12 protein-coding genes are annotated in these 14,727 nt (G+C 34.2%); 8 read left to right on the top strand and 4 right to left on the bottom strand.

Annotated elements, in window-relative coordinates:
- Window positions 1-30: 30 nt before the first annotated feature.
- On the bottom strand, window positions 31-435 hold the full coding sequence (locus ACWZFG_RS11235; protein WP_147669309.1) for a desulfoferrodoxin family protein: 405 nt from the start codon (window positions 433-435) through the stop codon (window positions 31-33).
- A gap of 217 nt (window positions 436-652) precedes the next feature.
- On the opposite strand from ACWZFG_RS11235, the gene ACWZFG_RS11230 reads away from it, so the two are divergent.
- From ACWZFG_RS11230 to ACWZFG_RS11215, 4 genes are all read left to right on the top strand, one after another.
- Window positions 653-985, top strand: a complete 333-nt coding sequence (locus ACWZFG_RS11230; protein WP_177504753.1) for a NirD/YgiW/YdeI family stress tolerance protein — start codon at window positions 653-655, stop codon at window positions 983-985.
- Window positions 986-1,129: 144 nt separating this feature from the next.
- Complete coding sequence (locus tag ACWZFG_RS11225; RefSeq protein WP_177504754.1) at window positions 1,130-1,507, top strand: hypothetical protein; 378 nt, start codon at window positions 1,130-1,132, stop codon at window positions 1,505-1,507.
- A gap of 211 nt (window positions 1,508-1,718) precedes the next feature.
- Entirely contained in the window at window positions 1,719-3,401 is a 1,683-nt protein-coding gene (locus tag ACWZFG_RS11220) for a putative bifunctional diguanylate cyclase/phosphodiesterase (protein WP_455577655.1), read from the top strand.
- A gap of 29 nt (window positions 3,402-3,430) precedes the next feature.
- Window positions 3,431-6,658: a PAS domain-containing hybrid sensor histidine kinase/response regulator gene (locus ACWZFG_RS11215; RefSeq protein WP_455577654.1), complete on the top strand. Its 3,228-nt coding sequence runs from the start codon at window positions 3,431-3,433 to the stop codon at window positions 6,656-6,658.
- A 41-nt stretch (window positions 6,659-6,699) separates the two neighbouring features.
- Here the strand turns inward: ACWZFG_RS11215 and ACWZFG_RS11210 are convergent, their stop codons facing one another.
- The gene (locus ACWZFG_RS11210) at window positions 6,700-8,595 is read right to left on the bottom strand and encodes a fructose-1,6-bisphosphatase (protein WP_455577653.1); all 1,896 of its coding nucleotides are present in this window, start codon (window positions 8,593-8,595) and stop codon (window positions 6,700-6,702) included.
- A 256-nt stretch (window positions 8,596-8,851) separates the two neighbouring features.
- Here ACWZFG_RS11210 and ACWZFG_RS11205 point away from each other — a divergent pair, with 256 nt between their 5' ends.
- Entirely contained in the window at window positions 8,852-10,756 is a 1,905-nt protein-coding gene (locus tag ACWZFG_RS11205; RefSeq protein WP_455577652.1) for a DEAD/DEAH box helicase family protein, read from the top strand.
- Between the two features lie 164 nt (window positions 10,757-10,920).
- Here ACWZFG_RS11205 and ACWZFG_RS11200 read toward each other — a convergent pair whose 3' ends face one another.
- The gene (locus ACWZFG_RS11200; RefSeq protein ID WP_455577651.1) at window positions 10,921-11,775 is read right to left on the bottom strand and encodes a nucleoside recognition domain-containing protein; all 855 of its coding nucleotides are present in this window, start codon (window positions 11,773-11,775) and stop codon (window positions 10,921-10,923) included.
- Window positions 11,776-11,850: 75 nt separating this feature from the next.
- Between ACWZFG_RS11200 and ACWZFG_RS11195 the strand changes: the two genes are divergently transcribed.
- From ACWZFG_RS11195 to ACWZFG_RS11185, 3 genes are all read left to right on the top strand, one after another.
- Window positions 11,851-11,997 (top strand): hypothetical protein, encoded by a 147-nt coding sequence (locus ACWZFG_RS11195; RefSeq protein ID WP_309320510.1) that lies wholly within the window; start codon window positions 11,851-11,853, stop codon window positions 11,995-11,997.
- Window positions 11,997-13,631 carry a recombinase family protein gene (locus ACWZFG_RS11190; RefSeq protein ID WP_455577650.1) on the top strand — a complete coding sequence of 545 codons (1,635 nt, stop codon included), beginning with the start codon at window positions 11,997-11,999 and terminating at the stop codon, window positions 13,629-13,631. The genes ACWZFG_RS11195 and ACWZFG_RS11190 overlap by 1 nt, the downstream gene beginning before the upstream one ends.
- A 106-nt stretch (window positions 13,632-13,737) precedes the next feature.
- Entirely contained in the window at window positions 13,738-14,094 is a 357-nt protein-coding gene (locus ACWZFG_RS11185; protein ID WP_455577649.1) for an arsenate reductase family protein, read from the top strand.
- A 162-nt stretch (window positions 14,095-14,256) separates the two neighbouring features.
- Here the strand turns inward: ACWZFG_RS11185 and ACWZFG_RS11180 are convergent, their stop codons facing one another.
- Window positions 14,257-14,706 carry an Hsp20/alpha crystallin family protein gene (locus ACWZFG_RS11180; protein ID WP_455577648.1) on the bottom strand — a complete coding sequence of 150 codons (450 nt, stop codon included), beginning with the start codon at window positions 14,704-14,706 and terminating at the stop codon, window positions 14,257-14,259.
- Window positions 14,707-14,727: the final 21 nt, after the last annotated feature.

Genomic DNA, 14,727 nt, shown 5'->3' with positions numbered 1-14,727 from the left:
TTCATTCTGACATGTTTGTTTTTATTAGTATTATTTAGCTACATTTGATTTCCATAATCCGTGAATGTTGCAATAAGCATAGACATCTATATTTGTTGCTCCGCAAATGCAGAAAGTTGCTTCAGGAGCTTGTCCTGGTTTTAAATTTACACGCTGGATTGTATCACCGTACACTACGCTAATCCATTCAATATAATGCGCTTCAATCATCGGATGCTCTGCGCTGCCAACTTTAACGGAAAGTTTGTTTTCGTCAACAAAAGTTGCAACAGGCAGGTGCTTTTCAGTAGATGCTTCTACTGTATTTGGTGCTAATAAATCCATTTCTTTACCGCAACAGATTGTTTTTGCTGATGCAGGGCGAGTTCCGTTATTTAGCACTTCAACAACATGACCGCAAATAGAACATTTGTAAATTTTTAACTCATTAGACATAAACAAAGCCTCCTTAAAATTTTCAAAATTAATAATGGTTTTTAAATAATAATTTGTTTGTCCTTAAAAGTATATATTAGGCAAAAAATATCCAAATCCTTCTTTTTAAAAAGAAATATTTTCTTACATGCTTTTAGTGAATGTGATATAATATAGATAAAGAAAAGAACTTGATTATAGGTGCCTAATATTAGTTCCAATGAGGGAGATGGCAGGTATGAAAAAGTTTGGGTTGATTTTATTGATAATGATTTTTTTCTCGGGCGTAGTTGTTTTTGCAAATGCTATGGATTATATTCCTAGCAATATTGCAGCGGTTAAAAGTCAGAGAATTGATGGTCAGAGTGTTGTATTAGAAGGGCAGATTATTAGGTGTCATGACGATGGAAAGATGGCTTTTCGCGATAAGACGGGAGATATTTCCGTGGAGATCAGCGATGACGCTTACGATGGTCGTGATATAATGAATGTGCCAGTCCAAATTTATGGTCAAGTTTGTGCCGATTTTTATACAATTAAAATTTATGTTGTTGATATAGAATTTTTATAAAGTAAGAAAATAAAAATGGAGGATTAAAGTAATTAAAAATAGATTACTTGATACTCCATTTTTTACTTATTTTTACGATAAATTTATTGACCTTATTGTAAATTTTTGTTATTGTAAAGGAGAAGTTCTAGAGAGGGTGATGGAATGAAAAAAATAAGTTTGTTAGTTACTCTGTTGATTTGTTTATGTGCTAGTACGGTATTTGCTTACTCATCTACATATTATCCAGAGGATGTAGCGACGGTAATGGAGAATAGTATGGATGGCGACAAAGTTATTTTTATTGGAAAATTAACCTGCGAAAATGAGAAGAATGAGACTGTAGAATTAAAAAATGCAGATGAAATTAGTCAGGCGAATTTGATGTTAAAAGATGAAACTGGCCAGATACGTGCTGAAATTGATGCGGCAAAAGTTCGGCTATATAAGGTGGAATTAAATAAAACTATGCGCTTCTTTGGTCAGTATGTAAATGTTGGCGATATTGAAAAGTTTGTAATTCAAAGAGTAGAAACTATATAAAATACACTTATTTATACCCTAAGGAATAAAGACAAGTCTCTTTTCTTTAGGGTATTTTGTTTACAAAAATAAAAAATTTTGGATGAAACTAAGATTTATAGTAATAAATTTGTAATTTCCCCAAAGGATTTTCATCAAATAAAGTTGAATTTTAAGTTATTCATAGTGCTTAATTTTTAGCAAAATATTTTACAGCCAGAAGGATGGGTGCATGGTGAAAACAATGGATTGGGAGCTGCCATTGATCAATAGTTTAAAGAATATCAGTATGTATATTATTAATAAAGGCACATATGAAATTTTATATGTTAGTGATAATTTAAAACAATTTTTTTATGATCGTGGAAACGGATGTACCTGTTATTCATTTGCAGGTTATAAAAAAGTATGTAAAAATTGCCCAGTATTAAAGGGAACTGATGAGCCAATTCTAGATTCAGTGATACATAGTGAAATCCTTCATACAGATTTAAATATGACAGTTGTTTCAATTTTGTGGAGAGGCATAATTCCCGCCTATGCACTTATATTTAGTAAAATTACTCCATTTGGAGCTGAGAACGGACAGATAAAATTTTTTGACACATATGACCGCCTGACGGGAATATATAATAAAGAAGCATTTTATAAAGCGACGCGGAAACTTTTATTTAACAATTTAACGCGAGATTATTTTATTATTTTGCTTAATATCAATAATTTTAAAGTGATCAATGATTTATATGGAATTGAAGCGGGAGATGAATTATTGCGTTTTATTGCAAATAAGTTTGCAGAAATCGTGAAGAAAACATCGGATTTGCCTTTTAGTGGAACATATGGGCGGATAGGAGCGGATGTTTTTGCAATGTGTTTAATAAATGAAGAAAATAAAATAGAAAAAGTTGCACATCTAATTAAAGAAAGTCTGGATAGTTACCCGCTAGCGATAAAAATATCGCCTTCTTGCGGGGTGTTTAAGATTGAGGATAAAGATTTACCGATAGAAATTATGTGTGATCGGGCGGATTTAGCGCTACAGAGTGTTAAAAATAAATTTATTCAGCTTTATGCAGTATATAACGATAATATGCGAAATATTATTTTGGAAGAACAGGAAATTTTAAATGATATGCATACGGCGATAGAAGAGAATCAGTTTACAATTTTTTTGCAGCCTAAATATAATATGCTTTTAGAATCTATTATTGGAGCAGAAGCTTTAGTTCGTTGGAATCATCCGACAAAGGGAATGATTCCTCCCTACAAATTTATTCCTTTGTTTGAGCGGAATGGATTTATTTTAAAAATGGATGAGTATGTATGGGAATTGGCTTGCAAAACACTTAGGAGATGGATTGATGAAGGAAGGACTCCACTCCCTATATCCGTAAATATTTCGCGTATGCATTTTTATAACCCTAACCTTTGCAATATTTTTATTAATTTAGCAGAGAAGTATCAAATTCCGCCGAAACTGTTAGAGCTCGAATTAACAGAAAGTGCATATACGGAAAATCCTCAACAGCTTTATGCCGTTATGGAACATTTACGCTCTTATGGATTTGTTTTTTCTATGGACGATTTTGGAAGTGGATATTCATCTTTAAATATGCTAAAAGATGTTGCGATCGATGTGTTAAAGATTGATTTGAATTTTTTAAGAAATTCTGCACAATCAGAGCGGGGGCAGAAGATTTTGCAAGCGACAATTCGCATGGCACAGAGTCTTGATTTACCGGTTATTGCCGAGGGGGTAGAAACTAGAGAACATGTTGATTTTTTATTGCGCTCTGGCTGTATGTTTGCGCAAGGATATTGCTATTCAAAGCCAGTTCCAATAGAAGAATATGAACGAAAAGTTTCTGAAAGTCAAATGAAATCAAGTAAGGCAAAAAAACAGGAGCATCTTTAATTGTATGGCACTTAAAAGGTGGTGAATCTATGGAGATATATAGAAAAGATACGATAACATCGAACGATATTCAAGTGATTGAATCTAAGTTGCTGGGAAAAATTCGGCAGACTATTGATGGAGGCGTCGTCGCTTTTTATACAAAACCTGGATTGCCGCTTTGCTATTTGGGCGGTAACATGTTAGCGCTGCTTGGATACAGAAGTTATGAAGAGTTTACAGAACGAACTCAAAAGCAGATAGCAGATATATTTTTGCCTAGTGACTATCGGTTATTCAAAGCGACATTAAGAAATCATAGTGAAGAAAAGGATGCCTTTTCTTTGGAGCATCGCTTAGTAAAGCAAGATGGAAATATTATATGGGTGAAAAGCTATATTGAAAGTTTTTTTGATAAAGACGGACAAATTGTCGTCGTTCTTGTATGTATATTGATTCAAGATAAAAAAGTATATGAAGAGCAAAGTGTTGAATTGGCTTTATATAAAGAGGGGTCAAAAGGAGGAACTTTTCGCGCATTGCTAGATCAGGATTTTACAATTTTATCAGCAAATGATTTATTTTATAAGATTTGCGGGTATACGAGGCAAGAATTTGATATAGAATTAGAAAATAAAGCAAAAAAATTTATTTGCCCAGAGGATTTTGCTACTATTATGCGTAAAATTGATAAAGCAATTTTATGCAATAAAGCAGAGCTTACTTGGGAGATGCGTATTATAAAACGTTCAGGTGAGATTTGCTGGATTTTTGTCAGTGGGCATTTACTGGAGGGAAAAGGATATTTTCTCTTAGAAGGTTTTGCGATGGATTGTACTGAACGCAAACAGGCGGAAATTGCAATCCGTCTAAGTGAAGAACGGTATAGGATTGCTTTAGATCGAACGAATACTTATGTTTGGGATTATGATTTCATTCAAAGATGCATTATTCAAACGAAACGATCAATGGAGATTAATGGGCTTCCAGAAGTGATTGAAAATGTGCCGCAGAGCTTACTTGAAATTGATTACGTGCATCCTGATAGCGTTGAAGCTTTTTTAGATTTATACAAAAGGCTTCATGAAGGGGAAAGTTATGTAAATGCTATCTATAGAACAAAAGATTCTAATGGCGAGTACTGGTGGGAAAAAGTAAGTTATACGGTTATTTTTGATGAAGAGGGAAATCCATTACGTGCAATTGGCGTATCAGAAGATGTATCCATTCGTGAAGAGTCAGAAAATAGATATCGACGTGAATTGGCTTATCGAGATGTGATAACGCCGAATTTATATGTGTCCTATAGGGTAAATTTATCAAAGGGGTCTGTTAAGCCTTATAAAATAAACATAAAGAAAAATAATGAGATTGTATTTGTACATACCTATGAACAGTTGATAGGGGCAGAAATAAGAAGAATCCCTGATCGGGTGGAGCAAGAAAAATGTTATGCAATTTTGAGTCATCACGAGTTAATAAGAGCCTTTAAAGAAGGTAAAGAGGCAGTTTTTGCAGAGTATCATCGCAAAGATTCTCAAAATTATGTGGTTTGGGTGAGAGTAAGTGCTAAGCTTACTACGGAACCCAATACGGGTGATTGTATTGCTTTTATTTATATTCATAATATTGATGAATATAAGCGGGCTGAACTTGAACAGAAAAATTTGATTCAGCGGTATGAAAATGAAATTCGAATGTCTTATGATGCTGTATTTGAAATTGATTATAAACGTGAAACCGTACATTCACTAGCATTTGAAAGTGGGAGTATAAAAAAGATTCAAATTGGTGATGGATCATTTGCGGTAGCAAAGAAAACTTGGTTTGATCATTGTCGCCCAGGAGCGGCTCGTGATGAATGCGTCAGAATTTCAAATGAAGAAACATTGACAGAAATTTTTAAGTCTGGTTGTCATGAAATTAGTTATACTCTAGAGCGATTGAATAATAAGACCAATGAATATTTATGGTATACGTATTGGCTTAGAAAAGTAGAGTGGGAAGAGCATGGCGAGAAAATTGCAATGCTGTATATGAAAAATGTGGATTTGGAAAGACGTCGTCAAGAAGAGCATAATAAAGTGCTGAATGTAGCATTAGAAAGTGCAGAACGTGCAAATAAGGCAAAAAGTGAATTTCTATCGCGGATGTCACATGATATTCGAACGCCGATGAATGCGATTATGGGAATGGCTAGTATAGCGAAAGAATGTCTGCATTCGCCAGAAAAAGTCGCAGAATGTTTAAACAAAATTGATTTATCTGCGAAATATTTGTTATCTTTGCTCAATGATGTACTTGATGTATCAAAGATTGAGAGTGGAAAAATGGTGATTCATAAAAAGGAATTTTCACTCAAAAAGTTTTTAGATGATTTGCATAACTTATGTAAGGATAAAGCCACTGAAAAAAATATTGATTTTAAAATTGATATAGCACCAGAAATTAATCATAAACTGGAAGGGGATGTACTGCATTTAAATCAAATTCTAATTAATTTGCTGAGTAATGCGTTTCAATATACGAATATTGGAGGAAAAGTGGAGTTAGAAATTAGGCAGTTAGAAAGAACTACGATTTCTACCATTTTGCAATTTACCGTTAGAGATGATGGGATTGGGATAAAGCCCGAGTTTATGGAGAAAATTTTCTTACCATTTGAGCAGGATACAGAACGTACTGACCCCAAAAGAATGGGAACTGGATTAGGTTTGTCCATTGTACATAGTCTAGTTAATTTAATGGATGGCGTTATTACTGTGGATAGCAAGGTTGGTTTAGGCAGTAATTTTACAGTGAAGATTCCGTTTGGATTAGCAAAGCGAAGATATTTGATGTCCTTGGAAGAAGAGGATGATATGCTGCCAATAATAAAGCGGAAATATTTCTTTAATAATGAAAGAATTTTATTGGTGGAGGACAATGACATTAATCAAGAGATTATAGAAGTCTTTTTAGAAGAAGTAAATTTAAATACGGAAATCGCTGTAAATGGGAAGGAAGCAGTAGATAAATTTGCTGGCTCCCCTATCGGTTATTATAGTTTAATTCTTATGGATATCAGAATGCCAATTATGGACGGGCGTGAGGCTACGAAATTTATTCGGAAAATGGATAGAGCGGATGCCTGCCTAATTCCAATCGTAGCGCTTTCGGCAGATGCTTTTTCAGAGGATGTTAGATATTCAGAGCGCATTGGAATGAATGATTATATTGTAAAACCAGTAAATAAAGATTTTTTATTTAGTGTATTGGATAAATATTTAGTTAAATGATGAAATGAAAAACTGGCTGAAAATCAGCCAGTTTTTTCATTTTATTCTTGGGGCGTCAATACGCCGGTTTTATAAGCATTCAATAGCTCTTCTAAATCGCTAAGCTGTATTTTGATTTCTTCGCCTAGATCTGTATCATTGACCATAATTCGAGTTTGCATTTGTTCAATAATCTTTGATTTTGATTCAATATCTTCATTTTTTTCTAAAGATTTTTGGCTATTGCTAAAAGGTTGATGGGACATCAGTCTAAGACCATAGGAATTGTAAATTAACGTGTAGCCGGCAATACCCGTTGTTTTTTGATAAGCACGGCAAAAACCACCATCGATTACGATTGCTTTGCCATTTCCTCTGACGGGATTTTCTCCATTGATAACTTTTACGGGTACATGTCCGTTGATAATATGCCCTCGCTTCGTTGATAAATTAAATTCTTTTAGAATCATGTCGCAGATTTTTTCTGAATTTGAGTAGTGATAGTAAGGGCTTTTTGGTTCTGCCCATGACAATGGGTCATCGATAATGTCGCGTTCAAAGGTTTTTATTTTTCTTCCTGATAAAGGCGATTTTCTTCCGCACCATAAGTACCACATAAAGTCTAGATTTTTTTGTTGCTTTATGCCAAAATACGCTTCGCGAGCTTTTTTATCAGCATAATCCATATAGGATTTGCCGAAATAGGTTTTACCACCAAATGTAATATTGGCAAAATCGCCATTTTCGTCAAGGGGAATACAACCATGAAAAAGTAAGTTTTGATTATAACAGCGATACATACTACCTTTTTTGTAAAGAAATCTAATATGTTTATGGAGCCTCTCACTCTCTTGAAAAGTAATGCGCAAATCCCGCATAATTTGTGCTTCTTCCTCTGTTAAACTGTATGGTGATAACTGACTTAGTGTCGGAAAGTAGGCGCTTTTTAGCGGCAAAATTTTTCCGTCAATTGTGATAGAAGAGGTGTTGCGGTCAATTTTGTGAAGTAAAAGGCGGTCCTCCATCTTAAATTCGGGGTTGCGATAAATTAATTGCCCTTCTAGTTTAAATAAAATCATCGAAATCGCTTTTTTTGAAGCAATTATCGAATTTTCGTCAGGGTAAATTTTGGCTGCGAATAAGGATAATGGACGAAGGCTAATTGCATAGCCTTTCTCCAATACATCCATATTGCGATAAGATAAGCTGTTGCGAATTACGGTGGCAATACAAGCTTCGCTGCCAGCTGCCGCACCCATCCAGAGAATATCATGGTTGCCCCATTCAATATCTAAGGAATGATGCTCAATGAGCATATCAATAATTGCATCTGGGCGCATTCCACGATCGAAAATATCACCAACAATATGCAAGTGATCCACCGCTAATCTTTTTATCATTTTAGAAAAAGCGATGATAAAGTCATTAGCACTCTTAATCGAAATTAAAGTATCAACAATTTTTTTATGATAAGAAAGTTGGTTGACGTGCTCTTTTGGCTGCGCATGCAGCAATTCATCAAGAATATATCGATATACTTTTGGCATTGCCTTGCGTACTTTAGATCGAGTGTATTTAGATGCTACAAATTTGGCTAATTTAATAAGGTGATAAATTGTTGTTTCATACCATTCAGCAGTTAGAAATTCTTTTTCTTGTAGTTTTTCTAATTTTTCTTTTGGATAATAAATTAGTGTACAAAATTCGGCGCATTGCTCTGTGGTTAAAGTTCTTGCAAACAAAAAATCAACTTTTTCACGAATAACACCAGAGCAATTATTTAAAATATGATAAAAGGCTTCATATTCACCATGCAAATCACTCATAAAATGTTCAGTTCCTTTTGGAAGGTCTAAGATTGCTTGCAAATGAATGATTTCAGCATACACTTCTTGAATTGTAGGATATTTGTCAGATAGTAAGTAAAGATATTTATATTTTTGCTGACTGTAATTCATAAGCAAATCCTCCCATAGGTATAGTATATAAAGTTTTCGTTTTGCATAAATAAAAATCCTGTTCAGTAAGAAATAAATATAAATTTCACTAATATTTTCTAGGAAAATTTAAATGGGAATTATATAGTTCAACAAAAAAACAAAAACTTTTACTTATTTATGTATAATTTTGGAGGTTATTTCTGTTTTTTTGGCGAAATAGAATCATTTGGAATAAAGAAAGTCTTTTGGCAGAAAAAATGTTTGGGGTGGTACAATGCCAGAAAAGCAGAAAATCATGAAGGATTATATGCAAGGCAAGACATTAAATGAACTTTTCATTCAAGATGTGATTACAGAGCGTTATTATCAAAAAGAAGCAGTTTTTGCAGCTTGTGATAATCTTAGGCAAGGACGAAGAAAAAGTCTCTTGGTCATGGCATCTGGAACAGGAAAAACGAAAACTGCAATAAGCTTAAGTGATATATTCATGCGGAGCGGATTGGTGAAAAATATTTTATTTTTAACGGACAATACGGTTTTAGTTACGCAAGCAAAAGAAGAGTTTAAACGGTATTTACCAGAAATATTATTTGGTGAATCAATGAATGAAATGGAAACTGAGAAGTGTAATGTCATTTTTTCCACTTATTCTGATTTATTTAATATTACCTGTAAAGCGCAGATTGATTTAATTATTATTGATGAAATTCATCGGAGTGTTTTAAAAGATTATCATGAATTTTTTGAGGAATTCTCTTCAATTCTTGTTGGGTTTACTTCAACACCAAGGCTATGTATTGATCAAAATATATATGATTTCTTTGAAGTAGAATCAGGAATGCCAACCTATGCATATGAGTATGAAACAGCAGTTTATAAAGATGGTGTGTTAGTCCCGTATTACAATATAGAAACAATGACAAATTTTTCGGATGAAACTACTGTATATGATGATTTAAGTATAGAGGAGCAAGCAAAATATGAGGATGATTTTATAGGAATCACAGCAAAAATAGGACGGACTCTTTCGCCTTATTTAAAGCAATATCTTTTTAACCAACCTAAAGTTGATATGGTTTTAAAGGAATTAATGAAAAAGGGAATTAAATTTGCGACAAAGGATTGTTTAGGTAAAACAATTATCTTTGCACAAAATAAAGAACATGCGCAATACATAGTTGAGAGATTTAATGTCATTTACCCAGAGTATAGAGGGGATTTTGCAAAATGTATTTCTTTTAATGATACAAATGCACAGGCAATCGTCAACGATTTTAAACAAGTCGCGAAAGAACCGCATATTATTGTATCGTCGGATATGATGGATACGGGAATTGATGTGTCCGAAGTGGTAAATCTAGTATTTTTTAAAAAAGTATACTCAAAAACTCGGTTTTGGCAGATGGTAGGGCGAGGTGCCCGGAACTGTAAAGGATTGGCTTGTCTGGATGACCAGTCAGGCGCATACGTGAATAAACGATATTTTTATATCTTTGATTACTTACGAAACTTTGAATTTTTTCGTGTGCATAAGGAGCTTATCGAAAATGAAGCAATAGAATCTTTAGCGGAAACAATTTTTTGTAATCGTGTGCGTTTAATTCAAGCGTTACAGACAAAAAAATTTATTGGTACAGATTATCAGGCTTGGCGTAATACATTAATTGATGTTGTATATCAACAGATACAAACTTTAAAGAAAGAATTATCAAAGGCTAAATTGCAGATGCGTCATGTTGAGCAATATAAAGACCGTGATGCATTTTCCCGTATATCTGAACAGGATAAATATTCGTTAATTCATTTAATTGCACCGCTTGTTTCTATGAATGATACGGATGCAGCGGCAAAAAGATTTGATTGTCTTATGTATAGTATGATGATTGCCCAATTGGAGAATGAAACGGATTTTGAGCAATATAAGAATAGATTGATACGGATATGTACACAGTTATTGGTTCATTGTAGTGAGAGTATGGCAGTAAGAAAAAAGATACCTTTACTTAAAGATGTTGCTGCAGAAGAGTTTTGGGTCAAAGTTGATGTTTTAACAATGGAATGTATACGGGGGGATATCCGGGATTTGGTCAATTACCTTGTAATCTATGATGAAGAGAAAGTAGCTTTTTTCAATCCGACGAAAAGAAAGAGTAAAAGTAAAAGTAAAGTATTTCTATAACGTTTTATTTTCAAAAAATAAAACTATAGTATAAAATAAAAATCATTTCATTAGCAATTTGATGGGTAAGCCATATCAATTGCAATGAAATGATTTTTTTATTAAACAAACAGGTATAAACATGACATTATCATATCTATACACGTTTGTTTCTTAATATTCAGTTATACGAAAAGCCCGAAAGTACGTGCAAGGAATGTTGTGATTAAGCATAGAATTAAGCCAAGAACTGTTGGAAGAAGAAAAGCAATTGCCGTCCATTTCTTACTGCCAGTTTCTTTGTGAATTGTTAATAATGTTGTGCTGCATGGATAATGTAGCAGGCAAAGCAGCATCGTATTAATTGCAGTCAATAGTGTCCAGTGATTATTAAGAAATACTTCTTTTAATGTGGTAAGGTTCTCAATCTCAATCATTTGCCCTGTAGAAAGGTAGGCCATTAACATAATCGGAACAACGATTTCATTTGCCGGTAAGCCGAGAATAAAAGCAAGGAGGATTACGCCGTCTACACCAAGATAATAAGCTGGAGCATCTAGGAGGTGGGTAAGATAGCTTAACAAAGTTGTGTCACCGAGAGGAATATTGGCAACAAGCCAAATCACTGCACCGGCTGGAGCAGCCATATAAATTGCACGCTTTAACACGAAAAATGTACGATCAATGATAGAACGGTAAATAACAGCACCTACTTGTGGCAGACGATAGGGTGGTAGTTCGAGAATATTAGAAGAGGGGGTTCCTTTGAGTAAAGTTTTGGATAAAAACCATGCCGTGAAAAAAGTCGTAGCGATGCCTAATAAGACGATAGACGTAATGCTCAATGTTGTAACTAAAGAATTATAATTTTCGGCAAAACAAGAAGAAACAAATAAAGTTGAGAGTAAAATCAACGTTGGAAATCTACCGTTGCATGGTGCGAAATTATTGGTTAATATTGCAATTAATCGTTCGCGTGGTGAGTCGATAATCCGACAGGCAATAACGCCAGCGGCATTACAGCCAAACCCCATGCACATGCATGAGCCCGCACTGGATGAAAATGGTTGCATAACAGAAGGTATTTAAACATAACCATACGGTGAGGTGATCGTATGAAGGAGAACACTTTTATTTACCAATGGGAAGATTCGGAAGATATTTATATGGTAGAGGTAGTTTATCGAGATGGAAAGTCACTCCTGGATTTATTAGAAAAATTCATTTTGTCGTCATTAGAAGAGGATGGAGTACTGTTTTAATGGAAATCCAATATCGGGCAGCGTTATATATGCGGCTATCGAAGGAGGATCAAGTTGCTGGAGAAAGTGGCAGTATTCTTACGCAACGAAGGATTCTCAATGAGTACGCAAAAGAGAATGGCTTTGTTATCTATCGTGAATATGTAGATGATGGCTGCTCAGGAACAAATTTTGAGCGAATAGGATTTAAGCAAATGCTTGCAGATATTTTATTAAAAAAAGTAAATTTAGTGATTGTAAAGGATTTATCACGATTTGGCAGAGATTATATTGGTGCAGGAGAGTACTTAGAAAAGATATTTCCCTTACAATCGGTGCGAGTGATTGCAATTAATGATGGTTTTGATTCGTTGAAAAAGTTATCTTATCAGATGTTAGCGATAAAAAATGTATTTAATGAAATGTATGCGCGTGATATTTCTGATAAAATTACGACATCATTAAAAGCCAAAATGCAATCGGGTGCTTATATTGGAAATTTTGCACCCTATGGCTATCAAAAAGATTCTCATAATAAAAATAAACTTGTTGTAAATGAAGAGACTGCACCCATTGTTAAACAAATTTTTCATTGGGCAACACAGGGGTTAAATCCAAAAAGAATTGCAGAGAAATTAAATAGCAAGCAGATATTAGCACCACTGGCGTATCGGAATTTTTATAATACAAAAAGAAAAATAAATGATGAAATCTGTAAGCAGGGCTGGAATGCGGCAACGATTGGAAAAATATTAAAAAACCCTGTCTATCTTGGGCATTTGGTGCAGGGGAAAACCAGAAAGGTATCATTTAAATTAAAGCAGCTTGTCCCTGTAGATTGTGAAGAATGGATTACTGTAAAAAATACACATGCAGCGCTTGTTAGTGAAGAAGATTTTGAGCTCATCATGCAGATGCGGCGTAATCGCACTTGCCATAAACAGGGCAGTTTTTTTAATTTATTCTCGGGTGTTGCATTTTGCAAAGCGTGTGGACGAAGGATGTCATCAGTAGGTTCGCGGAAAAAAGATTCACCGATAAATTTAGCTTGTGGAGCGTATAAAGCTGGAGGAATAAAAGTTTGCAGCAACCATTTTATCGAATATCGTGTACTTTATGATATTGTTTTACAATCATTAAGCAAAGAATTGATACTTGATGAAATAGAATGGGCATCCCTAGTAAGCCGTATAAAAGAAAAATGCAGGAAGAAGATAGAAGGTGTTTCTGAAGACAGACAAGTACAGCGATTGGAAAAGCGCGGTAGAGCGCTAGATGCTTTAATTGGTAAATTATACGAAGACTATAGTCGAGGTTTTTTAACCGAGGTGCGATTGCGAAAAATGGTTATACAATATGAAATGAAGTATAGAGAAATTCAAGATGTGTTGCAATTAAGAAAACATGCGGAGAATGTTCCTAAAGATGCGGAGGCTCTAACAAGGGTCGACAAAAAAATTTTGGAGTATATAGAAAGATGGAAACATCTATCGGCGCTATCTCCAAGGATGATTGCAAATTTTATTCATTCTATAGAAATTGGTCAGGGCAGTTATGAAATAATAAATGGCAAGCGAAGAAAAGAACAAAAAATTTATCTTCAATTTCAATTTGAAAAAAGAACTGAAGCAAACACTTCGTTTGATGCTTTTTAATAAATGTTTATGAGTTCTGATGTGAATTGATTATGCTATAATGAGAATAAAGTAGATTTGAACATTGCATGATATAAGAAAATTATAAAATTAAGAGGTGGAAAAGATGAAGTTTATTTGCTATCCTAAATGCACAACTTGTAAAAGGGCAGAAGATTATTTAAAAGGGCAGGAGATTTCGTTTACGAAGCGTGATATTAAGGAAGAGAACCCGAACTTTGCTGAATTGGAAGCATGGTATAAAGCAAGTGGACTACCGTTAAAACGTTTTTTTAATACGAGTGGATTGAAATATAAAGAATTATCGCTTAAGGATAAATTGCCGCATATGACAGAAATCGAGCAGCTCAAACTGCTGGCGACAGATGGAATGCTTGTAAAACGACCAATTTTAGTGAGCGATAAATTTGTCCTTGTGGGATTTAAAGAAAAAGAGTGGGGAGAAAAACTAGACCATAGATAAGTAAATTAGGCTTAAGAGTCGAATAAGAGTAGAAGGGAAGATAATCGAAGAATTAAATTTTTTTAATTTATGTAAAAATATTTAATTCATGAGAGTATTATACTAGTTTTTTAATAAATAAAACCGGAGTATATCGAGGGGGGATATACTCCGGTTTTTCAATCAGTCAATCTGAATAGATTGATATGGTTTTTGTGTATCCTTTTGTTTTGGTAACTGTACATGTAAAATGCCATCTTGGAATTTTGCTTGAATTTTATCCCTATCGATGTTATCAATGTAGAAGCTTCTTTGGACGTTGCCGACATGGCGTTCGCGGCAAATATAGTTATTTTCTTTTGTTTCGTTTTCTTCATTGCGATTTGCGCTGATCGTCAAGTAATTTTGGTTATAATCTAATGTAATTTCCTCTTTTTTTACGCCTGGTAACTCAGCAGTTAATTCATAGGTGGCACCCATATCTTTGACATCAACTTTAAAACTGCTAAAAGATGAGTTAAAGTGATGCATTAGTCCAAACGGCTGTTCAAACATTTTAGTGAATAAACGGTCGAAAGCATCTCCTCTTTTAGCAATATTACCAGAACCACGGAACGGTACTAAATCAAACATACTCTCACTCCCATTATTTAA

It is taken from the genome of Anaerosinus sp. (assembly GCF_965318445.1).
Note: the sequence above shows the minus strand (reverse complement) of the source record. Positions and strands in the feature narration are given on the sequence as shown.